Here is a 22,781-nt window from a genome sequence, read left to right as displayed (position 1 = left end):
GAGCGTACGCTCGACGTTCTCGGGTTGCAGCGGATCAGTTTCCGGCAAGAGTGCCTTCCTCGAGGCCGCCGGCCAGCACGTGTGCATGCACGTGGAAGATGGTTTGACCGGCCTCGGCCCCAGTATTGAAAATAAGACGGTATTGGCCGCCAGCGTGTTCCTCAGCCAGTGACTGTGCGGTGGCCACCACGTGTGCGAGCAGCGAGGCATCAGCCGCGGCAAGCTCTGCAACGTTTTGGTAGTCAGGGGCTTTTGGCACCACGAGTAGGTGCACTGGTGCCTGCGGATTGATGTCACGGATGGCGATCACGCGCTCATCCTCAAACACTATTTCGCTCGGAATCTCACGATTAATGATTTTGGTAAAGATGCTATCGGCCATGGCGGTAATACTACTGCTCACCACCGACGCAGTTTGGTCAATATCGCCGCAACCGCCGCGGGACCCGCAGTGGATGTGCGCAGCACATTCTCACCGAGCCGCACCAGGGATGCTCCACCCGCGCGGAATCGATCGAGCTCACCTGGCGAGATGCCACCCTCCGGGCCGATGATGAGCGCGAGTGTGGGGCTCTCGGTGGATTTTTCCGTGCCTAGTTCAAGTTCGCCAATTCCGGTGTCACCATCTGGGTCGAGTACGAGTACCCGTGCCTGCCCAATTCGCTCAGCCAACTGCTTCGTGGTTGCGACGGGCAAGATTTCGGGGATTCGGGCGCGCATAGATTGTTTCGCCGCTTCCCTGGCAATGGTGTCCCATCGCTGCTGTTGCTTTGGCGTCTTTTCGGGCGACCACTTCGCCACCGACCGCTCTGCTTGCCACGGGAGCACCGCATCCACCCCGAGTTCGACTGCGGCTTGCAGTGCCATTTCGTCACGGCCGCCCTTTGCGAGCGCCTGCACGAGCACAAGTCGCGGTGAAGGCTCTGGTTCCCTCACGGAATCAGCGGTTGCACGAACCCGAAATTCGGTCGCGTCGACCTGCACCACTTCGGCCGCCACACGCGTTCCGCGCCCGTTGAGCAGCAAGATTTGCTCGCCCGCTCGTAATCGCGCAACTTTCACCGCGTGACGCGCCTCCTCACCGGTCACGGTGAGTTCATCCCCGGCAGTGGCGGAATCCCACTCCTGCTGAAGATAGGCGTGTGCCACTAGCGGCCAAACTTTCCACGCAATTTGGAGAACAGACCCGGCTTCTCGCGAGAGAGTTCCGGACCGGCCTCGTGCTTGGAGCGCTCAGCGAACTGCTGCAGTAGCTCTTTCTGTTTGTGATCGAGTTTCGTCGGGGTCCGAACCTGCAGCGTGACCTCGAGGTCGCCGCGCTGAGTGGATCGAAGCCGAGTGATGCCACGACCACGCACCGTGAGGACATCGCCTGATTGCGCGCCGACCGGGATCTCCAACTCAATATCACCGTCGAGCGCTGGCAAGGTGGTGTTCGTTCCAAACACGGCGTCGATCATCGAGATTTCAAGAAGACACTCGAGGTCGTCACCGTTGCGGACAAATACCTCGTGTTCGCGCACTCGCACCTCGAGATAGAGGTCACCATTCGGTCCGCCGCCGGGACCGGCCTCACCCTGGCCCGGCAGGTGGAGTCGCAGACCGGAGTCGACGCCGGCTGGAATGTCGACCGGAATTGTCGCCTGAGCGCGAACACGGCCCTGACCGTGGCAGGTTTCACAGGCGTGTTCGATAACCGTACCGAAGCCTTGGCAAGCGGCACACGGTGAGGTCGAAATAACGGGGCCGAGGATTGAGCGAACCTGTCGACGAACCTCACCGGAACCGCCACAATCCGCACAGGTCACCGGAGAGGTGCCCGGTGCCGCGCCGCTGCCTGCGCAGTCCTCGCAGCGTGCGGCAGTGGCGACTTGCACATCTCGGTGGGTGCCGAAGATCACTTCATCGAGGTCCAGGTCAATCCGCACGAGCGCATCCTGGCCGCGTTGCGCGCGAGAACGCGGCCCGCGACCGCCGCCCTGGCCACCGCCGAAGAAGGCATCAAAAATATCGCCAAAGCCAAATCCGCCGGCAGCATCCTGACCACCCATGTCGTACTGTTTGCGACGCTGCGGGTCGGAGAGCGTGTCATAGGCCGCCGTGACGTCCTTGAACTTCTCCCCCGCCTCCGCAGAAGGGTTCACATCGGGGTGAAGTTTCCGAGCGAGCTTGCGATACGCCTTCTTAATCTCATCTTGAGACGCATCCTGGCTCACGCCCAGGGTTTCGTAGTGGTCTGCCAAAACTGGCTGCCTCCTTGGTTATTCGGCGTGATCGTTGAACACGCGCGAGAGATACCGTGCGACTGCGCGTACAGCCGCAATATTGCGCTGATAATCCATTCGGGTGGGTCCGAGAATACCGAGTCGAGCTTCGCCACTGTCCGCAACATAGCCCGAGGCGAGGATGCTCGTCTCCTCAAACGAAGAATCCTCGTTTTCGTGACCGATCGACACCGCGACTTCATGATCCTGCAAGTCAAGTTCGGCGACCAACCGTAGCAGGACGACCTGCTCCTCCATCGCTTCCAACACCGGCAGAATCGAAGAAAAGTCGCGCTCCGTTCGCGCGAGATTCGCGGCTCCGGCGATGATGAGCCGATCGTCGCGATTCGAGTTGAGCTGGTCCACCAGTGCGGTCACGATTTGTGAGGCGATGGTCTCTTCCGTACCCGTAAAGGGGTCAGTAAGTGGTTCCAATTTGACGCTCGCATCATGCAGCGTTGTGCCGACAAGCGTCTCATTGAAGTGGTGCCGTAATTTGACGAGGGCCGTCTCACTCACCTCGTGGTCGAGCTCGATAATGCGCTGCTCAACCCGACCCGAGTCGGTGATCAGCACCGTCAGGATGCGCCGCTCACTGAGCGCGACGAGTTCCAGTCGATGAATCGACGAGGTCAGCAGCGAAGGTAGGTGCCCGATCGCCACGGAGTTCGTCAACTGCGCGAGCGTTCGAACCGAATGCACCACGAGTTCTTCCGGATCGCTCGAACGTTCGAGGAACTCCTCAATCGCGCGCCGCTGCACCAGCGAGAGCGGTCGAATCCCCGCGAGCTGGTCCACGAATACGCGATAACCCTTATCGGTCGGAATGCGGCCAGAAGATGTGTGCGGCGCGGCAATGAGCTCTGCCTCTTCCAGTTGCGCCATGTCGTTGCGAATGGTTGCCGCAGAGACGCCGAACTTGTGGCGCTCGACAAGACGCTTTGACCCCACGGGCTCTTTCGTCTCGACGTAATCGCCGATGATTGCCCGAAGCACCTCCAGGCTTCGATCACTCACCACCGACACCACTCCATCCTGATCTCATGTTCTGCAGTGCCACCGCGGCGCAGTTTCCACTGCATCACTACTGGCACTGTCAAGGTACGACTGCTAAGTCTACGCGCGTTCCCACGAAAGACACCTTCGCAGCCACCGCACTGAGATACGCTGCCAGCGAGCAAAATCAATCACCACACGAAGGAAGACGTCGTGACGCAGTACCCACCGAACGATCCGAACGGCCCGCAGCAATCCGCAAGTCAGCCCTCGGGACCCGCCCACCAGGGTGATGTGTCGATGTGGGCTCACCTGCTGAACATCGTAACCGTGATCGGCCCGCTGATCTTCTGGCTCGTGATGCGCGAAAAAAGCTCGAACTACGATCGCGAAGGCAAAGAAGCCCTCAACTTCGGAATCACCGTCTTCATCGCTTCGCTGTTGGTAAGCGCGATCACGACGATCCCCTTTATTGGTTGGATCTTGGGCGGCCTGTTGTCATTCGCGCTCGCTGTCGCCGTGATCGCGCTGGCAGTAATGGCGGGAATTCAAACGAACAAAACGGGCGGCTACCGTTACCCGTTCTCGCTGCGTCTCATTAGCTAAGGCCGGTGCCTCATCGAGGCTGCGCGGTATTCGCTACGTGAGTGTCCGAGCGATCACGTCGGCGAGCAACCTGCCTCGAAGGGTCGGAATGATTCGGCCCGCCAATGCTTCTCGGGCATCGATGAGTTCGTTACCGATCAGTTCTGCCACACCGGTGCGGGCGTCCGCCGGAAGCTCGCTAATTGGCAGCCCCTCTCGCAGTCGTGTGCGCAGCAACACGAACTCGTCGAATCGCTGTTCGCTCGTGAGAGCTTCGTGCCCCGCTGCGGGAGACTCTCCGGAATTGAGTCGATTCGCGTAGGCAGCGGGATGCTTGACATTCCAGAACCGCACGCCGTTGATGTGGCTGTGGGCACCCGGACCAAATCCCCACCAGTCGGTGTCTTGCCAGTACGCGAGATTGTGTCGCGAGGGAAATTTCCCACCCTTGGACCAGTTCGACAATTCGTACCATTCGAACCCAGCGTTGCCGAGTAACTCGTCCGCGAGCTCGTACATGTCCGCTTGCAGGTCATCATCCACTTCGGCAATTTCGCCGCGGCGGATTTGCCGGGCAATTGCGGTCCCGGCCTCAATGATGAGCGCATAGGCAGAAATATGATTCGGTGACATCGAGATCGCGTGCTCGAGAGAAGCGCGCCAGTCTTCAAGGCTCTCTCCCGGCGTACCGTAAATGAGGTCCACCGAGACCTCGAGCCCCGCATCCTTCGCGGCCTGCACCACTTCGGGGACACGCGCCGGGTCGTGCGTGCGATCGAGCGTTGCGAGCACGTGCGGAACCGCGGACTGCATCCCGAAACTCACGCGGGTGACGCCACCCCGGCGGAGCTCCTCAAGGTAGGCGCGATCAACCGAATCGGGGTTGGCCTCGACGCTGACCTCGGCACCCTCGCGAATCCCGAAGGTGTCACGCAGCCGAGCGAGCACGTCGATGAGTGCGGATGCGGGTAGCAGCGTCGGTGTGCCACCGCCGAAAAAGATTGTGCTCAGCGGAGCGTCCTGACCCGCATCGACAAGTACGCGGCGCGCGAGCGCGATTTCAGCGAGGACTTTCTCCGGATATGACTCTTGCGATACCGAACCCAGCTCGGTGGCGGTGTAGGTATTGAAGTCGCAGTAACCGCACCGCACCCGGCAGAACGGAATGTGCACATAGGCACCGAACTGTCTACCGGCGATGCCCTCCCGGACAGACTCGGGCAGGGCACCATCGGTGGGTACTGGCTTACCGTCAGGAAGGGCGCTAGGGGGCAACTCGGCCGTTCGCGTTGAAGACCTCGGCGGTGAGCGGCATTTGCTCGGCCCAGAGCGTTTCCATCTGCTCCGCGCACAGTTCAATTTCGCGCTGCGGGAAGGACGGGAATGCCGAGCCTTCGACGAGGCGACGCAGTGACAGGAAGTTCATGAGTGAGCGGGCATTCATGGTCACGTACATCGAAGAGTAAATGTTCAGTGGCAGCACCATACGGGCCACCTCTCGGGCAACACCCTCATCAAGCATCCGCTGATAGCTCGCGTAGGCAGACTCAGACTCCCGGCGAATTTCGGCGGCAACCAGTTCAGTTTGCTCCGGCGTGCCTGGGAAGAACTCGTACTTTCCGGGTCGACCCTCTTGGCGAAGATTGCGTTCCGGCGCGGGAATGTAGAAGGAAGGGCGCAGCTGACGATAGCGGCCCGATTCTTCGTTATAGCTCGCGATTCGGTGCCGCTGGAACTCACGGAATACGAAGATAGGTGCCTGGACGTAGAAGGTCATCGAGTTGTGCTCGAAGGGAGTGCCGTGGCGATCGCGCATCAAAAAGTTGATGAGTCCTCGATCTCGTTTTTGGAGTTCTTCACCGTCGCCTTCGACCGGGATACTCTGTTCTCCGATTGTCGAGACCCGTGCGGCAAAGAGCACATCGCGGTCCTGGGCTTGCGATCGGACAAGTTCGACGGTGACGTCGCTGCGGAATTCAATCTCTTCACTCACTCGTCAAGCCTATCTGTTTCTAGCTCGATTGCCTTCCGCATTGCCTGTCGTGCGCGGGCGGTGTCGCCGGATGCGCGATACGCGAGAGCGAGCCTCGCCCAGGTGCGGTAATCCTCGGGCGCGGCTTCAACTTCTGTTTTCCAACGGGGAAACTCTTCGTCTGCAGCCTGCCGCACCGGGAGCCCCGAAGGTCGCTTGGGCAAGGTGTCCTCGGGCAGTTCACCCGCATCCGCCATTTTGGCGAGCACGCGGTCTCCCTGCTGGGCAAACCGGACATCACGCCAAATGAACACAATTCCTAGCAGCGGGAAAACTATCAGCGCCGCACCCATGATGATGCCGATGAGTTCACCGCTGGTGATCATCCCCCAAACCATGCCACCAATGGCGATCAGGTAAATGACGATCAGCGCGAGTAACACGTAGACACCGATGCGGGCGCCGGACCATCGTTTCACTTGCTGTCGCCGATTCCTAAGAGTCGATCAATGCCCACGGTGAGGCCCGTTGTCTCGGGCCCCGCGTGAATAGCGAGGCGAATCCCCTGCTCATAGGCCTGATTTGACATTGTTTCGTGCCGAATCGTGAGGGTCTCGCCCCTGCCGCCGAAGATCATCTGCTGATCCGCGACCACACCACGCAGTCGAAGCGCGTGTACCGGGATGCCGGCAACGACTTGCCCGCGTGCCTCCTGGTCGGGGTTTGGTGGCGTCGGTTCGTTTCCGCGTGCCGCAGCGATGGCTTCGGCAGCTCGAACAGCGGTACCGGACGGTGAGTCGACCTTTTTGTCGTGATGTGCCTCGATGATCTCGATCGAGTCATAAAACTGCCCGGCAATGGTTGCGAGGTGGGTACCGAGCACTGAACCCACTGAGAAATTTGGGACGACGATGACCCCTCGACCAGCAGGGATGCGCTCTTCGAGACTCGCAAGGCGTTCCTGGCTCCATCCGCTGGTACCGATCACGGCGTTGATGCCATTGTCGAGTGCGAAGTTCACGAGCTTTTCTGAGACTTCGAGTCGAGTCACATCGATCAAAACATCCGCACCGAGCATCTCTTCCGGCGAGGACTTGCTCGTGAGGGCGGCGTGCAGTTCGAATGCGTCCGTCTCCTCGATGATCGACTGGATGAGCGTTCCCATCCGACCGCTGGCTCCCGACAGTGCCACTGAAATTGTCATGGCATCTACGGTACCGCCACCCAGGAACAGTTTTTGCCACACACCATTAGCATTGCGACCATGATTCATCTGGTCGATATCAGCACGGACACCGCGATCGCGAAAGAACTGCTAGAAGAGTACGTTGCCGATCGACTGCGGACCAGACCGGCTTCCGCGTCCGACTACCGTGCGCCACGACCCCACCCATCACAGTTCATCGCACCTGCCGGTCGATTCGTGATCGCCTACGACGAGGATGCTGCGCTCGGCTGCGCGGGTATTCGCAGCATCCAGCCGGGTCGGGAGTTCGTCGACAATGGTTTTGGTGGCAGCCGATGGTACGAACTCAAGCACCTGTACACGCGACCGACGGCACGCGGTCGCGGGATTGGTCAAATCATCATGGCTTCATTGAGTGAGAGTGCCAAAGTCTTTGGCGGTGACCGTCTCGTTCTCGACACTCATTCATCGCTCGATTCCGCCGCCCGCCTCTACACGAAACTCGGGTTCGTAGAGATTCCACGCTTCAACGACAATTCCAATGCCGACCGCTGGTTGGGTAAGACGCTCTAAAGGTCGGGGAACCAGTTCACACCGGTGCGCTCGCTCGGTTCCAAATGCGAGAGGTCACCAAAGAGTTTGAGTTCATCGGGCCGGATCGAACGTCGGCGAAGTACCGTAAGCGCCGTGTTCCCGGTACCGAGGGTGAGCCAATTCCATTCGGGCAAACCGAGCAGTTCTCGTACGAAGTAGCCGATCACGAAGTTGTGGGTCACGAGCAGGGTGTGTTTATCCTCGCGGCTGCGGGTAAAGAATGTGCTGATTGCATCGTTCATTTGTGCCTGGCCGGCTTCGATATCGGCAGGATTCACCCCCGAAAAGAAGCTGTCATAGTGCGCGGGTGCGTCCTCGCCCGAAGACGGCACGCAGTCGAAGAGCAGATTCGTGGGCGTCACGGAGGGGCCCTGCGTGTAGCTGTCGATAATCGCCGCGGTCTCCAGCGCACGGTCCAACGGCGATGTGAAGGACTGCGAGAAAGGCACCGTCGCAAGCCTGCGTCCGATCGCGTGTGCCTGAGCACGACCCCGCTCCGAGAGCGGGCCATCGTCGATACCGTGTTCGGCGTGTTCCTGCTGTCCGTGCCGAACCAGGTAGAGGAAATGGCTCATTAGAGCGCCTCCAACTCCAACTGTGCTTCATCGGTAAGCGGCCCAATGGTTTCCGCGGTCAGATCTCCCGCCACGATTTCCTGGGCAAGCTCCTGAATCTCCTCGCGCGTAGTCGCATTCATCCGCGCAATTGCCGTGTCGAGGTCGATGAATTCGCCCAGTACGAGTTCCGATCGCGACAAGCGATGCATCCGACTATTCATCGATTCGAGGGCGAGTGCTCCCCCACCGGCACCCGCACCCTGGGCATCCGCAAGTTCTTCCTCGGTGACTCCCGAGGCCGCGATCTTCTCGAGTTCGCCACCAATAACGCGAATCGCTTCGGCAGCTTTATTCGGCAAAAATGATGCCGAAACTCCTGTCACGCCAGCATCGGCGTGGCTCGCACCGAATGAGAAGACCGAATACACGAGGCCACGCTTCTCCCGCACTTCCTGGAAAAGCCGCGAAGACATTCCCCCACCGAGAATGTGGTGCAACAGACCGTATGGGGTGCGTCGATCGTCGACCGCGGTGATACCGCGCGTGCCGAGGATGATGTGGGTCTGTTCAAGCTCTCGCGGAATCACTTGAATCCGCTCTCGCCGCTGATAAACGGCTGGGGCGTCGCCACGGCGTTGTATCGGTTGCGCCGCACGACCCAGGTTCCAGCCGCCCTTTTCTAATCCCTGTTCGAGTCGACGCAAGGCCTCATCGTGATCAACACGTCCTGCAATCGACACCACGAGTCGTTCGGGACGGTAGTAACGCTGATAAAAATCCCACACTTCCTCACGCGTGGAGGCGAGGATTGATTCCGGCGTACCGGCGATAGGCCGGCCCAGCGGATGATCGCCAAAGAAGTTGCTGTAGAACCGGTCCCAGAGCACATCCCTGGGATCGTCTTCGGCCATCGCGATCTCTTCGAGGATCACGCCTCGTTCGAGCTCAAACTCAGCGGGATCGAGCAGCGAAGAGGTGATCATATCGCTCAGGACATCGATCGCCATTCCGAGATCTTGGTCACGGACCCGGGCGTGGTACACGGTCTGCTCACGCGAGGTGGCAGCGTTGAAGTCGCCCCCGACACGCTCAAAGTCGAGCGCCACATCCCGTGCGGAACGGTTCGGCGTGCCCTTAAAGAGCAGGTGTTCAAGGAAGTGGCTCGAGCCGTACTCTCGATCGGTCTCGTCCCGTGAGCCCAGCGGTACGAAGAAGCCAATGGCTGCGGACGCCGCGCCCGGAACATCTTCGGTGATGAGGCGGACACCGGAGGGAAGGATGGTTCGTCGAAGCGTGGCACCCCCTGCGACTTCTTCTTCAAGTGAGGGCAGGTCTAATGGCAGCGGAATCGGCGAGGTCATAGCGTGCCAAAGCCTACCTGTTGCCGGTGATACCTGCTGGGGTCGGTGTCGATTCGTGACGTTTGTGTTTAACGATTGCCTTGAGGCGGCTGTCATACCGGCTCTGGCACTCTTGAGATGTCCGAACTAGAGAAAGGGCCACATGTCGACGCCAAATACCCCATCAATCCCGCAGAACAATCCGTACGAGCAGGTACCCGAGGCTCCCGCGATGACGCTCCGGGCAGCGTCCTTCAACGATGGCGAAACGTTGCCGCTGGCGCATGTCGGTGCCTCACACGGTGGTGAGGCACTCTCCCCCGAGCTGAGTTGGGATGCTGTTGAGGGTGCCGAGTCCTATACGGTGACCGTGTACGATCCGGATGCTCCGACGATGTCGGGCTTCTGGCACTGGGTGGTGTACAACCTGCCAGCCGAGTGCACCAGTCTCGCGCAGGGCGCCGGCACCGGAGACCTCGCCGATCTTCCAGAAGGCGCCGCGCTCGGCTATAACGAGGCGCTCGGCCGCGAGTTCATCGGTGCCGCACCTCCTGCCGGTCACGGTCCACACCGCTACTTCTTTACCGTTCAGGCCCTGAACACGCGCCTTGACCTGCCCGATAATCTCACGGCGGCCCGGGTGCACTTCATGCTTCGTGAGCACGTGATTGCTCGTGGTCACCTCATGGCGACGTTCGAGCAACAGGCCTAGATCAGTAGGCGGGCTTCCCGTCCTGGAACATGAATAAGGTCGGCACCTGCGTTTGCGGGTGCCGACCTTATTCATGAGTCGCGTGAGTTGCGGGAATTAGTCTTCCGAGGCGACTTCCTCTTTTGCTTCTTCTTCTTCCTCTACCACTGGCTCCAGCGAGAGCTTGCCGCGGTCGTCAACCTTGGTGATGCGAACGAGCAGCTTCTGGCCGACGTTGAGGACATCCTCAACGTTCTCGACGCGCTTACCACCCACGAGCTTGCGCACCTCGGAAATGTGAAGCAGTCCGTCTTTGCCCGGGAGCAGCGAAATGAATGCGCCGAAGGATGCAAGCTTGACCACGGTACCGAGGTACTGTTCGCCCACTTCGGGGACCTGCGGGTTCGCGATCGCGTTGACGGCGTCACGAGCGGCGTCCGCTGCGGGACCGTCTGCAGCACCAATGAACACGGTGCCATCATCTTCAATCGAGATGTCGGCGCCAGTGTCTTCCTGGATCTGGTTGATGATCTTGCCCTTGGGACCAATCACCTCACCAATCTTGTCGACCGGGATCTGTACCGAGATGATGCGCGGTGCCGTGTCGGCCATCTCGTCGGGCTGGTCGATGACGGGGTTGATCGCACGGTCGATGATCTCGATGCGAGCATCATGTGCCTGCTTCAGTGCTGCGTCGAGCACCTCGGAAGGAATACCGTCAAGCTTGGTGTCGAGCTGCAGTGCGGTGATGAACTCGGGCGTACCGGCGACCTTGAAGTCCATGTCACCAAGCGCATCCTCAGCACCGAGAATGTCGGTGAGTGCGCGGTACTGCGTCTCGCCGTCAACCTCTGCGGACACGAGGCCCATTGCGATACCCGCAACGGGCGCGCGAAGCGGCACACCGGCGTTGAGCAGCGATAGCGTCGAAGCACACACCGAACCCATCGAAGTCGAACCATTCGACCCGAGTGCTTCGGAGACCTGGCGGATCGCATAGGGGAAGTCCTCGCGCGAGGGTAGAACCGTGAGCAGTGCCTTCTCGGCCAGGTTGCCGTGACCGATTTCGCGGCGCTTGGGTGAGCCAACACGGCCGGTCTCACCGGTCGAGTAGGGCGGGAAGTTGTAGTGGTGCATGTAGCGCTTCGAAGTCTGGGGTGACAGCGAATCGATCTGCTGCTCCATCTTCAGCATATTCAGCGTCGTGACGCCAAGAATCTGCGTCTCACCACGCTGGAAGATAGCCGAACCGTGCACGCGAGGAATCACATCCACTTCAGCATCAAGCTGACGGATGTCGGCCACACCGCGACCGTCCATGCGGAGTCCTTCGGCGAGGATACGACCGCGAACAACGTCCTTGGTAACGGACTTGTAGGCAGCCGAGACCTGTGTCGACGCACCCTCTGGCAGCGTTCCCGCTTCGATCTTCGCGGCGATTTCGGCCTTGACGCGAGTCTTGAGCTCATCGTCGGCGTTCTGACGCTCGATCTTGTCGGCGATCTGGTAGACCTTCTCCAGGTCCGAAGTTGCAAGCTCGGTAACGGCTGCGAGAACTTCCTCGGTGTAGGACGGGAAGGTCGGGTATTCCTGTACCTGCTTGTTCACCTGGCCGGCAACGTCGAGCTGGGCCTTGATGAGCTGGGTAATAAACGGCTTGGATGCTTCGAGGCCCTGGGCGACGACTGCCTCGTCTGGCTTCTGGCCACCATCCTGGATGAGCTGCCAAGCGTTGTCGGGTGCCTGTGCCTCGACCGTCATCACTGCGATATCTTCGGAACCGTCCTTGCGGGTGATGAGGCGACCGGCAACGGTGAGTTCGAAGGTGGCTTCCTCTGTAACCTGCGTGTAGGTCGGGAACGCTACCCACTGGCCGTCAATGAGCGCAATGCGAACGGCACCGATTGGTCCCGAGAAGGGAACACCCGAAATCTGCGAGGACATGGAGGCAGCGTTAACTGCGAGCACGTCGTAGGTCTCATTGGGTGCGATGGACATCACCGTAATTACGATCTGCACCTCGTTACGCAAACCATCGATGAACGATGGGCGCATCGGGCGGTCGATGAGACGGCAGGCGAGAATAGCGTCGGTCGAGGGTCGTGCCTCGCGGCGGAAGAACGAGCCGGGGATAACACCCTTCGCGTAGCTGCGTTCCTCAACGTCCACGGTTAGGGGGAAGAAGTCGAAGTTTTCCTTGGTGTTCTTCGAAACACTCGTGGCGCTCAGCAGCATGGTTTCGCCGTCGAGGTAGGCAGCTGCCGAACCCTGCGACTGCTGTGCGAGGCGGCCGGTTTCAAATCGAATCGTGCGGGTGCCGAACTTACCGTTATCGATTACGGTCTCGGCGAACTTAATTTCTGGACCTTCCAAAGGTCATCTCCTTGTGTCGTCCGCACGCGCACAGCACGAACCGCAACCACTCTTGGGTTCCGGGCTGACCGTCAGTAGGAGCTCACCGGATATCTACGTTGCGAAAGCCGGGGTGCCGCCACCGAAGATCAGCATGAGCTAATCCGCGCGCGGGTGAATACGAACTTCCTGATCGTACCAGGGCGCCCCGGCCTTGCCTTGGAGCTACTTCGCCGCGTCGAGTCCCGCGATCAAGTCGGCGATGAGATCCGCCACTGGCTCGATACCCACAGAGAAGCGAAGAAGACCCGCGGTGATCCCCGCAGCATCCTGTGCCTCCTGTGTCATTGAAGCGTGAGTCATCGTTGCTGGATGCGCTACGAGCGACTCGGTACCGCCAAGCGACTCGGCGAGGCTAAAGAGTGCAATGCGTTCCACAAAGCGTCGAGCCGCCTCCTGTCCGCCGGCGAGTTCGAAGGAGAACATCGCACCGAAGCCATTTTGCTGCTTCGCCGCAATATCGTGTCCCGGGTGTGATTCGAGGCCGGGGAAATAGAGCTCTTTGATCGCGGGGTGACCCTCGATGGCCTCAACAATCGCGGTCGCGTTCTCGAGGTGACGTTGGATGCGCACATCGAGGGTGCGAAGGCCCCGCAATACCAGGTGCGAGTCTGCCGGGCTCGCGGTGAGTCCGAGCACATTAGCCCACCAGCTAAAGAGTTCAGCGTGGTCGTTACTCTTGGCGATAACGGCGCCTTGGACAACATCTGAGTGGCCGTTGAGGTACTTGGTGACCGAGTGCACAATGGCATCAACACCGAGATCGAATGGTCGCTGGATGAGTGGCAGGAAGGTGTTGTCAGCCACAACCAGGGCACCGACTTCGTGGGCAACCGTAGAAATCGCCGTGATGTCGGTGATTCGTAAGAGCGGGTTGGAAGGCGTCTCAAGCCACACCAACTTGGGGCTCAGCGTTCGAAGTCGTGCCGATGCGGTTTCTGTGTCAGAAAAGTCCACCGGCTCGAAGGTGAAGTGGCCCTTTTTGCCGAGCTGTTCGAACACCCGCCAGCTACCGCCATAACAGTCGTGTGGGTACGCCACGACATCTCCCGGCTCGAGCAATGCGATCAATGAGAGGGTAACCGCGCCCATGCCCGTGGCGACGATGGTTGCCCCGGCGCCACCTTCGAGTTCTGCAAGTGCGTCGCCAAGCAGGGCGCGAGTGGGGTTTCCGGAACGCGTGTAATCGAATTCTCGAGGCACCCCAAACTCGGCGAAGGTGTAGTTCGAGGAACTGTACAGCGGAGGCACCACCGCGCCCTGTGCCGTATCAGTTTCGATTCCGGCACGGATCACCCGGGTGAGGCTCGAAAATTCGGTCATGACGCACTTCTCCTTGTCTCGACTGCTCATAGTTGAGCGATGCACCGACTGTATGACGGGACAAAGTGTCAACGCTTCGACCGCGACTCTTGACGTCACAATCGATCGCGCGAAATAGTGCGGTGAAATACCAAGCTGCCCCCACCGAATTGGCGGGGGCAGCTGGTAAGTACTGGCTATTCGGCTCGCTGGCCGAGCAGGTTAGCGACGCAGGCCGAGACGACCAATGAGCGCACGGTAGCGCTCGATGTCCACATCAGACAGGTAGCTGAGGAGACGACGACGCTGACCCACGAGCAGCAGCAGGCCGCGACGCGAGTGGAAGTCGTGCTTGTGGAACTTGAGGTGCTCGGTCAGCTCGTTGATGCGAGCCGAAAGCAACGCAATCTGCACTTCGGGGCTACCGGTGTCGCCCTCGTGAGTTGCGTACTCATCAATGATGGCTTTCTTCGTTTCTGCATTCAGCGCCATTGGCGTAGTGCCCCTTCCATTCGCTGCGCGGCGTTCTCGAACCGATTTCGAAAACTCTCTTTACCCGCGGCCGTTACACGGCAACCTTCCGATAGTACCAGACTCGCCGATACCTCTACTACTTTGCGTCAAGCAGATCAATAACGAAGATCAGTGTGCGACCCGAGAGCGGGTGGCCGCCAGCTTCCCCGTAGGCCAATGCTGGAGGAACGATGAGCTTGCGACGCCCGCCCGCTTTCATGCCTGGAATCCCCATCTGCCAGCCCTTCACGAGCATTGCCAGTGGGAATTCAACGGGTTCGCCGCGCGACCAGGAGGAGTCAAACTCATCCCCGGATTCGTAGTCAACGCCCAAGTAGTGCACCTTAACGGTGCCGCCCTTTGCTGCTTCCACACCGTCACCGACAACGAGATCTTCAATCTCGAGCATCGTGGGTGCAGGTCCTTCGGGGAATTCGATTTCTGGTTTCTGCAGTTCACTCATGCATTCAAGCGAACCACATTTTCTCGCTAGTTATCCGCGCGCCGCGGTTCTATTTCTCTGCGTGTCGACGTTTGCGCGCGTCGGCAAGGATCTCCCGATGCGCGCGCGTGGTGTCGAGAAGCTGCTTCTCAATATTGCGTCGTTCAGGATCTTTTTTGTCGATTGCCGCGTGCTCTCTCGCGAATGCGAGGCGTGTCGCATCCGTGATGAACCCTCGCATCGCATCCCCCACCTCGGGAGACTGATTCCGAGCCCACCGAAGTGCTGAGCGGCGCACCGGCCAGTCTGTAATCATCCGCAATTCCCCCGCGGTAAACCAGCCGGCTTTCCGATACTCCCCGAGTCGTAACAGGATGACTTGCTGGTCATGCTCTTGTAATCGAATGAGGAACCACGCAGCAACCATGAACAACGGCACTTGGACCACCGCGTAGTAAATGATCCAGCCGAACGGGTTCGTTGGCTCGATTCCCAGCAGTGGCAGCACCAACACGCTGCCTCCGTTCCACAACGCATGCAAGGCAATCGCGAAGGCCAATCCGCCGATCGTTGCGAGGACGAATCGCCAGATTTCGCTCCGTCGTGCCGCCCAGCCAATGGGCATGCCGATCATCCCGGTGAAGAGCACGTGCGCGAATGGCGACAGGATGCAACGGACGACGAGTAACCACACGAATTCAATCCCCGTGGAACCTGAGGATGCGAAATAAACAATATTCTCGGTAAAGGCGAACCCCGCCCCGATAACCGCCCCGTAAATGAAGCCATCCAGCGGCCCATTGAACTCACGGCGGGCAATAATGAGCAGGATCACCAGGCCCAAGCCCTTAATGAGCTCTTCCGTGACCGGTCCCTGTACAAGCACGGAAAATGCATCCACACTCCCGCTGTCACCCAAAAAGTCTTGGGCAACATCTAAGAGAAAGTTGCCGGTGACCAGCGTGCCCAGAATGGATGCGCCGGCACCGTACAAGAAACACAGGGCCAAGAGCATCGGCGGCTCGGGTTCCCACCGATCAAGCCACCGCACCACGGCGAGCACAATGCCAAGTGGAATGAGCGCCGGAATGGCCATGATGATCGCATTCACCTGCCAGTTGACCAGAAGCCAACCGACCACGATGAGACCCACCATGAGCACTACGGCAAACACCGTCCACCAGATCATTGGCACACGGGGAAGCCGCAAGCGTGCGCGCTGACGCGGGCTTGGTGTACTGGTTGACGAAGCGTTCACTCAGAGTCCACTACTGGTCGAAATTCGGATACAAACCTCACAAAGGGTAGCGCGAGCCACCGACGTCGCGCCTCTAACTCGATCGCGTGTGGGCAGGTAGATTGGAAACATGAAGCGAGTGATGTTTATCGTCGGAGCTGGTGTGGGTTTTGTACTCGGAGCGCGGGCTGGCAGAGCCCGATACGAGCAAATTAAGTCAGCTGCGATCCGCGCGTCCGAGTCAGCGCCGGCGCAGAGCGCCTATCGCCTCGCGCAGCGCGGCAGCGATTTGGCCAGTGATCAACTCGCGAGACTTTCCGGCAAGGTTTCCGAGTCCTCGCGAGAGTTCCCCTCGAAAGTGGTGCACACCACGGAATCGCTGAAGGCGGATCTGCGCCGTCGAGCCGATGATGCGCGCACGAGTCTCGATGAGGCGCGGAGTTCTGCCAAGGAATGGGTGGACCAAACCAAGGAGCGCAGTCTCGAGATTCAAGCGCAAAATGTGCTTGCGGTCGGAGACATGCGCAACGAGGCCCTCGCCGACCTCACCGATGATGAGGATGCGATGGTCGACGAGGGCCGTGCAGACGAGCGAAATCTGCGCGAATAGTTAGAAGAATTCCGCCAGTTCGGTGGTGTCGAGCGAGTCGATCTTGCGTTCCTGCTCCTGGATTTGCTCCTCGGTCAGCAGGTCAAGTGCCTCATCCGGGTGTGGACCAGCAAGCGATTCCGGCACGAGCATCTGATCCACCTGTTCGCGGCTCAAGAGCCCCTCGGATACGACGATGTCGCCGACATTCTCATTCGTCTTCTGCGCACGCTTAGCAACCTTGGAGGCTGCTGCGTAGCCGATGAGCGGGTTGAGTGCGGTCACAAGCCCGATGGAGGCGGCCACCTGAGCCTCGGTCTTTTCCGGGTTCGCAGTGATGCCCGAAACGCAGTTCACGCGCAGCGTGCGCATCGCGCGACGCAACCAGACCGAGTTCTGCATCAGCGTGTGCATCATGACCGGTTCGAATGCATTCAGTTGTAACTGCCCCGCTTCGGAAGCAAATGAAATCGCTACGTCACCGCCGGCAACGATGAACGCCACCTGGCTGACCGCTTCGGGGATTACCGGGTTCACCTTGCCCGGCATAATCGAGGATCCCGCTTGACGCTCCGGAAGGTTGATCTCGCCGAACCCTGCCTGCGGCCCGGAAGACAGCAACCGCAGGTCATTGCAGATCTTGGAGAGCTTCATTGCGCCGCGCTTCATGACTGAGGACAGCGACATAAACACGCCGGTGTCGCTCGTCGCCTCGATGAGGTCGGTCGCGGTTTTGAGGTGGTCGTAACCCGAGATATCGCGCAGGTGTTTGATGACCGATTCTCGGTAGCCCGGGTGCGCGTTGATTCCGGTACCGATCGCGGTAGCACCGAGGTTGAGTTCGAGCAGCAGCGGCTGGACATCCCGAAGTCGCTGAATGTCTTCGCCAATCGTGACCGAAAAGCCGTGGAACTCCTGCCCCAGCGTCATTGGCACCGCATCCTGCATCTGCGTGCGACCGACCTTGAGGATTTCGCGGAACTCGTACCCTTTCTTGCGGAAGGAATCACGCAGCAGCTCGTACTCGGCGATGAGGTTGTGTGTCGAGTGCACGAGCCCCAGCTTGAGCGCGGAGGGATACGCGTCATTCGTGGACTGCGACAGGTTGACGTGGTCATTGGGCGAGATGAACGTGTAGTCACCACGAGGACGACCGGCAAGCTCCAGCGCCCGGTTCGCGATGACCTCGTTGGCGTTCATGTTCGAGGAGGTACCCGCCCCACCCTGAATAACGCCGACGATGAACTGATCGTGGAGGTTGCCGTCAATGATGTCCTGGCAGGCGCGATCAATGAGATCCTCACGTTCCGCGTCGAGCACCCCAATTTCAAGGTTGGCACGAGCTGCGGCCTGCTTTACCTGAGCGAGTCCGACCAGGAAGTCGGGATAGACACTAATTTGACGGCGAGCGATATCGAAGTTCTCCACCGCTCGTGCCGTATTCACACCCCAATACGCATTTGCGGGGATGCGAATTTCCCCGATCGAATCCTGTTCGACACGGAACTCCTGATCAGCCATTTAGTGCTCTCACCTTCGTTGAAATACGGGCTACATTGCCGCAGTCAATTCTAGGATCCAGCCTCTTGGTGATCGGTGTACAAGAGAACGAGCGGGCGTGTTATAGGTTGGTCAAATGCCCAAACGCTGCTTGAGACCCTCGTGCAGCATCGTGACAATCGCTTCCACCTGGATGTCCTCGCTCTGAATTTCGCCCTCATCGGTGCCTTCGAGTGCGCGTGCCGCGAGTCCCTGCTTCGAGTCGATCAGTTCAGCAACATGTGCGTCGATGGTTTGGGAGGCAAGGATGCGCCAGGCCGTGACCGGCTCCTCCTGACCGATTCGGTGCACGCGGTCAATTGCCTGGGTCTGTTCAGCCGCTGTCCAGCTGAGTTCAGCCAGCACGACGTCGCTTGCGACTTGGAGGTTAATACCCACGCCAGCGGCCATCAGCGAACAGATAATTACCTGTACTTCGGGATCCTTTTGGAAGGATGTGATGGCCCGATCCCGCGCGGCTTGGGTTTGGTCGCCGCGAATCGAGGCGGTGCGGATGCCCTCGTTTTCGAACACGGCCTGGGCACGGTCCATCGATTCGATGTGCTTCGCAAAGAACACCACCTTGCCGACCGAGTGCGCGAGTTGCGCGGTGTATTCCGCAGCAAGCTCTGACTTTGCCACACCGATGCGGTGCAACATCGTGAAGATCGAATCGCCGGCCGAGGAAGCTTTGGACTCCTCAATCTCTTGTCGCGCCAGCATCCGCAACCGGTTGACGTCGATGGTGTCTGCGGGAAGATCGGCGGCCGCGAGCATCCGACCGTAGCGGCCAAGAAGCCTGTCAACCAGTAGACGTTCAGCACGTCGAATCGAGTTGCCCTCTTCGCCATCGAGTTCGACGGGCATGTCGATGACCCGCTTGGATGGCAGCGACTTCGCGACATCCACCTTCCGGCGACGCACGATACCGAGATCGATCACGGCCTTTCTAGCTGCCGCGAGGAACCCCGCATCCGAAGGCACGAGACCGGTTTCATCCAGCGCATCCATGAGGACCGGTGCGGGCTTATCACCGTCAAGCCAGCCCAAGAATTGCCAGATCGCCTTGAAGTCTTCGACATCGTTGATCAGCGGCGTACCGGTGAGTGCCATCAGCAAGGGGTCGACACCGGGGATGTGCTTGCGGATGGAGTTCGCCAGCTGCATGACCAACTGTGAGCGCTGCGACTGCAGATTCTTAATGAAGTGCGCCTCGTCAACCACCATGCCGCGGAAGCCGATCTTCTGGAGCCAGCCAATGTGGCGATCAAGAATTTCGTAGTTGACGATGAACACGTCGCTGAACGCATCCACATCCTGACCGTCACCGGAAATCACGGTGGCGCGTCGCCCCGGAGTCCAACGTTCGACCTCTTGCTGCCAGTTTGTCTTCACGACGTTTGGCACCACGCAGAGCAGTGGATAGGCGTCGGCTACGGAGGCGGCGAGGATGGACTGGGCAGTCTTTCCGAGTCCGGGCTCATCTGCGAGCAGGAAGGTACGGTGCCCTTCTCGCACGGACTCGATCAGCTGCGACTGGTGCGCCATCAGTTCGAGATTCTCGGGTGCGACTCGATCGAATCGGGGCGGATCTGGCAACGGCATCGAGGCTGCTCCCCCGCCCGCGCCCGTTTCAAACGCTTTGAGGAGGGAGGAAAGCAACTCCCAATTATGAAGTCTCGAGTAGTGCTGCTCAATTGGCCGGATCTTGTCAAGATCCGGTGCGAGGAACGGCGAGGAACGAACGCGGGTTTTGACGCTCACCGGTAGCACTTGCCGCTCTAGGATGCGCTGCGGCAGCAGCTGGGTTGGCGTTTCCTGCTCGGGCGTCTCGTCGACAACCATGTCGACTCCGCCAGCGAACAGAATCTGCTTCCGCAACTCACGCGCCTGCGGTGTGGTCGGTGCCTTCGCGTCAAGCAGCGCAATCAGTGTGGTGTCGCGTGCAGCGGTCTTCGCGAGGATCGCGGCTAGACCATCGAGACGCTTCATCGACTCGTTGCGCTCTTGCTCGGTCACACTGGCATCGGTCTTCAGCCGTGCGCGCTCTTCGCGCATGAGCAATGCCGCCACTTGGAACTTCGTGCGGTTCGCGGGCGACACTCGGCCACGCGATGCGGCTGCCTCGACCTCACGTGCTGCCTTGGCCAACTGCGGGATCACTCCCGTGTTGTCGACGGAATTGCGGTTGCGACGGCGCGATGCGTGATGGTTCAGGCGCGATCGGGTCTTGGGCGTCATGCCCCTCCTTCGGTGAACAATCTGGCGGTAAACCGCCGATGTCAACGTCTCGCCGCCGCTGTGACGGCAATACGCAAAAACTGTGTGGGCGTTACGATCGGGCCGTAACTGACGCGGACTCGGGGACATACAGAGATCCCGGGAATGCAGGCGTCTTGATAAGTGTACCGCTTCGTGTTCCAGATGGGCGAATCGCCGGGCCATGCTCTGTTTGGACAGCGATGCAATAATTGCCTCCGTGACGACTCCCATTGATCCAGAACACTTGCCCGTTGGTGAAGATTCATTTTCGCGACCCACAAAGAAAAGTTCTGGTGACTGGAGTGCGCATATCGCGACCACCCTTGAGCGGCTCGCAGAAGTGCTCGAGTCGCTCCCCGAAGACCAGTGGCAAGCACAGAGTCTGTGCGATGACTGGCTGGTTCGAGATGTCGTCGGCCACATTATTTGGCGGCTCGGTGAGGGCGGTGGGGCGATGGTCCGCCGTGGACTGCGTGGCATCGGCCGCGCTCGGCTGAGCGCAGCCCGCCTGGTATCCCAAATCGCGATCGACGAGGGCCGCGCAACGAACGAAGAACTTATTTCGAGCCTGCGAAGCATCGCCTCGGAAAAACTACAGGGCCACGGTCGCACCGGATTCATTGAACTTACCGAGGCGGTAGTCCACGCCTACGACATTACCGAGGCCATTGAGGTCCCCATTCGCCTCAGTCCCCGCATTACTGGAGCTGTCGCGCTCGCGCAGTCGCGGTCAATGATGGGTGGCAAATTTGTGAAAATCGCCCGACAGCATTCGCTTCGCGCCACGGACGCACGCTGGCTCATCGGTCAAGGTTCACCCATCGACGCCACCGCCGGTGAAATCATCATGCATCTATACGGTCGCCGCTCGCTCACTGCGTAGTCGCGCGAACAGACCTCTACAGTTGCAATAGCGTTCGAGTTTCGTCCACATCGAGTTGGATGCGGTCGATGAGCGCCTCGAGCGAATCGAATTTTTCCATCCCGCGCAGGCGTCGCACGAAGAGCACCTCGACGCGCTTGTCATAAAGGTCAATGTCGTCGAGATCGATGATGTGCGCTTCAACCTGTTTCTGCGGCACACCCTCAAAGGTCGGGTTATTACCCACCGAGATTGATGCCGGATAGTTCTTACCCTCGGAGCGCAGCCAGCCTGCGTACACGCCGTCCGCGGGGATGAAACCCTCGAGTGTTTCGGCCTCAAGATTTGCGGTGGGAAAACCGAGTTCACGACCACGCTTTGCACCGTGCACCACCGTGCCGCGAAGCATGTGGTACCGGCCAAGGACTTCGGTCGCGCTTTCGACGTCGCCGCTCTCCAAGCATTCGCGCACCCACGTCGATGAAGCGCGGCGACCATTTTCGCCTGCTTCATCCTCCACAATGATCACTTGGTAGCCGAACTCACGCTCGTGCGCGATCAAGAAATCCACGTCCCCGAGTCCCTTGTGACCAAACTTAAAATCCCGACCAATCACAATGAGTCGCATCCCCAATTGCCCGACGAGCAGGTCGCGGACAAATTCGAGGGGTGGCACGTGCGAGAGTTCCCGGTTGAACTCGAGCACGACCGTGGCATCGATATTCTGTTTCGCAATTAGGTCGACTTTTTGCGCTACTGAGACGATCGGCTTCGGCGCCTTTTCTGGCGCAACAAGCGTCATCGGATGACGATCGAAGGTTACCGCGACGGGTGCGAGTCCGCGTTTTTGCGATTCGAGTCGCAACTGCGAGATGAGCTTTCGGTGACCAAAGTGGAGGCCATCAAATTTTCCGATGGTGATCGCTGTCGGACCAATCTCCTTCGGAAATTCGGTTTGATCGGTGACGACCTTCATACTGTGATCACCTTCCCGCGCGGTGCACGCATTGATTCAAGGTAAGAGATTCCCATCAGTGGCAGCACAAGAGGAATGTACACGTATCCCCGACCGAAATCGCTCCAAACAGTATCGGAAGGAAAAAGCTCTGGGTGTATCCCGGAGAGCACCCCGACAATGAGCACTCCCGCGAGTTCAAAGCAGATCGCGAACCACGCGATGGTTGACCAAGCGCGATTGCGATGAGCCAGGGCAAGGGATACGCCAGCCAGCAGGTATACCACGGCCGCAACCGCGCTCAGGGAATACGCCAAGGGCGCGGCATCGAAGTTACGCACGATCTGGTAAACACTTCGACCTGTTGCCGCGAGAAAAAGTACCACGTACACCGCAACCAGGATCCTGGAGGCTCCAGTTTTTGGTTCTGCGTCGGATGGCGTCGAATTCGGCATAGTGAGTCAAGTATCCCACTACTGACGA

At 59.5% G+C, this 22,781-nt stretch carries 24 protein-coding genes; 5 read left to right on the top strand and 19 right to left on the bottom strand.

Going from position 1 to position 22,781, the window contains the following annotated elements:
- Nucleotides 1–34: 34 nt before the first annotated feature.
- The 4 genes from ACTHXA_RS01350 to hrcA are packed head-to-tail and all read right to left on the bottom strand — an operon-like array spanning nucleotide 35 to nucleotide 3,284.
- Entirely contained in the window at nucleotides 35–382 is a 348-nt protein-coding gene (locus tag ACTHXA_RS01350) for an HIT domain-containing protein (protein WP_441668562.1), read from the bottom strand.
- A 17-nt stretch (nucleotides 383–399) separates the two neighbouring features.
- Nucleotides 400–1,149, bottom strand: coding sequence for a 16S rRNA (uracil(1498)-N(3))-methyltransferase (locus tag ACTHXA_RS01345; protein ID WP_441668561.1), 750 nt, complete (start codon nucleotides 1,147–1,149; stop codon nucleotides 400–402).
- Nucleotides 1,149–2,243, bottom strand: a complete 1,095-nt coding sequence (gene dnaJ, locus ACTHXA_RS01340; RefSeq protein WP_441668559.1) for a molecular chaperone DnaJ — start codon at nucleotides 2,241–2,243, stop codon at nucleotides 1,149–1,151. Before dnaJ ends, ACTHXA_RS01345 begins: the two co-directional genes overlap by 1 nt.
- 18 nt (nucleotides 2,244–2,261) lie before the next feature.
- Nucleotides 2,262–3,284: a heat-inducible transcriptional repressor HrcA gene (gene hrcA / locus ACTHXA_RS01335; RefSeq protein WP_441668558.1), complete on the bottom strand. Its 1,023-nt coding sequence runs from the start codon at nucleotides 3,282–3,284 to the stop codon at nucleotides 2,262–2,264.
- A gap of 189 nt (nucleotides 3,285–3,473) precedes the next feature.
- On the opposite strand from hrcA, the gene ACTHXA_RS01330 reads away from it, so the two are divergent.
- Nucleotides 3,474–3,866: a DUF4870 domain-containing protein gene (locus tag ACTHXA_RS01330; protein WP_441668556.1), complete on the top strand. Its 393-nt coding sequence runs from the start codon at nucleotides 3,474–3,476 to the stop codon at nucleotides 3,864–3,866.
- A gap of 33 nt (nucleotides 3,867–3,899) precedes the next feature.
- Here ACTHXA_RS01330 and hemW read toward each other — a convergent pair whose 3' ends face one another.
- The 4 genes from hemW to dapB are packed head-to-tail and all read right to left on the bottom strand — an operon-like array spanning nucleotide 3,900 to nucleotide 7,021.
- Nucleotides 3,900–5,120, bottom strand: coding sequence for a radical SAM family heme chaperone HemW (hemW, locus tag ACTHXA_RS01325; RefSeq protein ID WP_441668554.1), 1,221 nt, complete (start codon nucleotides 5,118–5,120; stop codon nucleotides 3,900–3,902).
- Nucleotides 5,110–5,838 (bottom strand): FAD-dependent thymidylate synthase, encoded by a 729-nt coding sequence (thyX, locus tag ACTHXA_RS01320; protein WP_441668552.1) that lies wholly within the window; start codon nucleotides 5,836–5,838, stop codon nucleotides 5,110–5,112. Before thyX ends, hemW begins: the two co-directional genes overlap by 11 nt.
- A complete protein-coding gene (locus tag ACTHXA_RS01315) occupies nucleotides 5,835–6,296 on the bottom strand; it encodes a hypothetical protein (protein ID WP_441668550.1) in 462 nt (153 codons plus the stop codon). Before ACTHXA_RS01315 ends, thyX begins: the two co-directional genes overlap by 4 nt.
- Nucleotides 6,293–7,021 (bottom strand): 4-hydroxy-tetrahydrodipicolinate reductase, encoded by a 729-nt coding sequence (dapB, locus tag ACTHXA_RS01310; RefSeq protein WP_441668548.1) that lies wholly within the window; start codon nucleotides 7,019–7,021, stop codon nucleotides 6,293–6,295. Before dapB ends, ACTHXA_RS01315 begins: the two co-directional genes overlap by 4 nt.
- 60 nt (nucleotides 7,022–7,081) lie before the next feature.
- On the opposite strand from dapB, the gene ACTHXA_RS01305 reads away from it, so the two are divergent.
- On the top strand, nucleotides 7,082–7,576 hold the full coding sequence (locus ACTHXA_RS01305; RefSeq protein WP_441668546.1) for a GNAT family N-acetyltransferase: 495 nt from the start codon (nucleotides 7,082–7,084) through the stop codon (nucleotides 7,574–7,576).
- Here ACTHXA_RS01305 and ACTHXA_RS01300 read toward each other — a convergent pair.
- Entirely contained in the window at nucleotides 7,573–8,172 is a 600-nt protein-coding gene (locus tag ACTHXA_RS01300; RefSeq protein WP_441668544.1) for a histidine phosphatase family protein, read from the bottom strand. The two genes, ACTHXA_RS01305 and ACTHXA_RS01300, sit on opposite strands and share 4 nt — an antisense overlap.
- The gene (locus tag ACTHXA_RS01295) at nucleotides 8,172–9,515 is read right to left on the bottom strand and encodes a M16 family metallopeptidase (protein ID WP_441668542.1); all 1,344 of its coding nucleotides are present in this window, start codon (nucleotides 9,513–9,515) and stop codon (nucleotides 8,172–8,174) included. Before ACTHXA_RS01295 ends, ACTHXA_RS01300 begins: the two co-directional genes overlap by 1 nt.
- A 142-nt stretch (nucleotides 9,516–9,657) precedes the next feature.
- Here ACTHXA_RS01295 and ACTHXA_RS01290 point away from each other — a divergent pair, with 142 nt between their 5' ends.
- Nucleotides 9,658–10,206, top strand: a complete 549-nt coding sequence (locus ACTHXA_RS01290) for a YbhB/YbcL family Raf kinase inhibitor-like protein (protein WP_441668540.1) — start codon at nucleotides 9,658–9,660, stop codon at nucleotides 10,204–10,206.
- Between the two features lie 96 nt (nucleotides 10,207–10,302).
- Here ACTHXA_RS01290 and ACTHXA_RS01285 read toward each other — a convergent pair whose 3' ends face one another.
- From ACTHXA_RS01285 to ACTHXA_RS01265, 5 genes are all read right to left on the bottom strand, one after another.
- The gene (locus ACTHXA_RS01285; RefSeq protein ID WP_441668538.1) at nucleotides 10,303–12,558 is read right to left on the bottom strand and encodes a polyribonucleotide nucleotidyltransferase; all 2,256 of its coding nucleotides are present in this window, start codon (nucleotides 12,556–12,558) and stop codon (nucleotides 10,303–10,305) included.
- Nucleotides 12,559–12,762: 204 nt separating this feature from the next.
- Complete coding sequence (gene metB / locus ACTHXA_RS01280) at nucleotides 12,763–13,920, bottom strand: cystathionine gamma-synthase (protein WP_441668536.1); 1,158 nt, start codon at nucleotides 13,918–13,920, stop codon at nucleotides 12,763–12,765.
- A 201-nt stretch (nucleotides 13,921–14,121) separates the two neighbouring features.
- Complete coding sequence (rpsO, locus tag ACTHXA_RS01275) at nucleotides 14,122–14,391, bottom strand: 30S ribosomal protein S15 (protein ID WP_441668534.1); 270 nt, start codon at nucleotides 14,389–14,391, stop codon at nucleotides 14,122–14,124.
- A 118-nt stretch (nucleotides 14,392–14,509) separates the two neighbouring features.
- Entirely contained in the window at nucleotides 14,510–14,875 is a 366-nt protein-coding gene (locus tag ACTHXA_RS01270; RefSeq protein WP_441668532.1) for an FKBP-type peptidyl-prolyl cis-trans isomerase, read from the bottom strand.
- 49 nt (nucleotides 14,876–14,924) lie between these two features.
- The gene (locus ACTHXA_RS01265; RefSeq protein WP_441668530.1) at nucleotides 14,925–16,043 is read right to left on the bottom strand and encodes a PrsW family intramembrane metalloprotease; all 1,119 of its coding nucleotides are present in this window, start codon (nucleotides 16,041–16,043) and stop codon (nucleotides 14,925–14,927) included.
- A 178-nt stretch (nucleotides 16,044–16,221) separates the two neighbouring features.
- On the opposite strand from ACTHXA_RS01265, the gene ACTHXA_RS01260 reads away from it, so the two are divergent.
- Complete coding sequence (locus ACTHXA_RS01260) at nucleotides 16,222–16,701, top strand: hypothetical protein (RefSeq protein WP_441668528.1); 480 nt, start codon at nucleotides 16,222–16,224, stop codon at nucleotides 16,699–16,701.
- Here ACTHXA_RS01260 and ACTHXA_RS01255 read toward each other — a convergent pair whose 3' ends face one another.
- Both ACTHXA_RS01255 and ACTHXA_RS01250 read right to left on the bottom strand, forming a co-directional pair.
- Nucleotides 16,702–18,201, bottom strand: a complete 1,500-nt coding sequence (locus ACTHXA_RS01255) for an aspartate ammonia-lyase (protein WP_441668526.1) — start codon at nucleotides 18,199–18,201, stop codon at nucleotides 16,702–16,704.
- 111 nt (nucleotides 18,202–18,312) lie between these two features.
- A complete protein-coding gene (locus tag ACTHXA_RS01250; RefSeq protein WP_441668524.1) occupies nucleotides 18,313–20,460 on the bottom strand; it encodes a DEAD/DEAH box helicase in 2,148 nt (715 codons plus the stop codon).
- 238 nt (nucleotides 20,461–20,698) lie between these two features.
- On the opposite strand from ACTHXA_RS01250, the gene ACTHXA_RS01245 reads away from it, so the two are divergent.
- Nucleotides 20,699–21,364, top strand: coding sequence for a maleylpyruvate isomerase family mycothiol-dependent enzyme (locus ACTHXA_RS01245; RefSeq protein ID WP_441668522.1), 666 nt, complete (start codon nucleotides 20,699–20,701; stop codon nucleotides 21,362–21,364).
- A 16-nt stretch (nucleotides 21,365–21,380) separates the two neighbouring features.
- Here ACTHXA_RS01245 and ACTHXA_RS01240 read toward each other — a convergent pair whose 3' ends face one another.
- Together ACTHXA_RS01240 and ACTHXA_RS01235 are read right to left on the bottom strand one after the other, a co-directional pair.
- Entirely contained in the window at nucleotides 21,381–22,319 is a 939-nt protein-coding gene (locus ACTHXA_RS01240) for a bifunctional riboflavin kinase/FAD synthetase (protein WP_441668520.1), read from the bottom strand.
- Entirely contained in the window at nucleotides 22,316–22,753 is a 438-nt protein-coding gene (locus tag ACTHXA_RS01235; RefSeq protein WP_441668518.1) for a hypothetical protein, read from the bottom strand. The genes ACTHXA_RS01240 and ACTHXA_RS01235 overlap by 4 nt, the downstream gene beginning before the upstream one ends.
- Nucleotides 22,754–22,781 lie beyond the last annotated feature (28 nt).

Source organism: Gulosibacter sp., assembly GCF_052090685.1.
GTDB lineage: Bacteria > Actinomycetota > Actinomycetes > Actinomycetales > Microbacteriaceae > Gulosibacter.
Note: the sequence above shows the minus strand (reverse complement) of the source record. Positions and strands in the feature narration are given on the sequence as shown.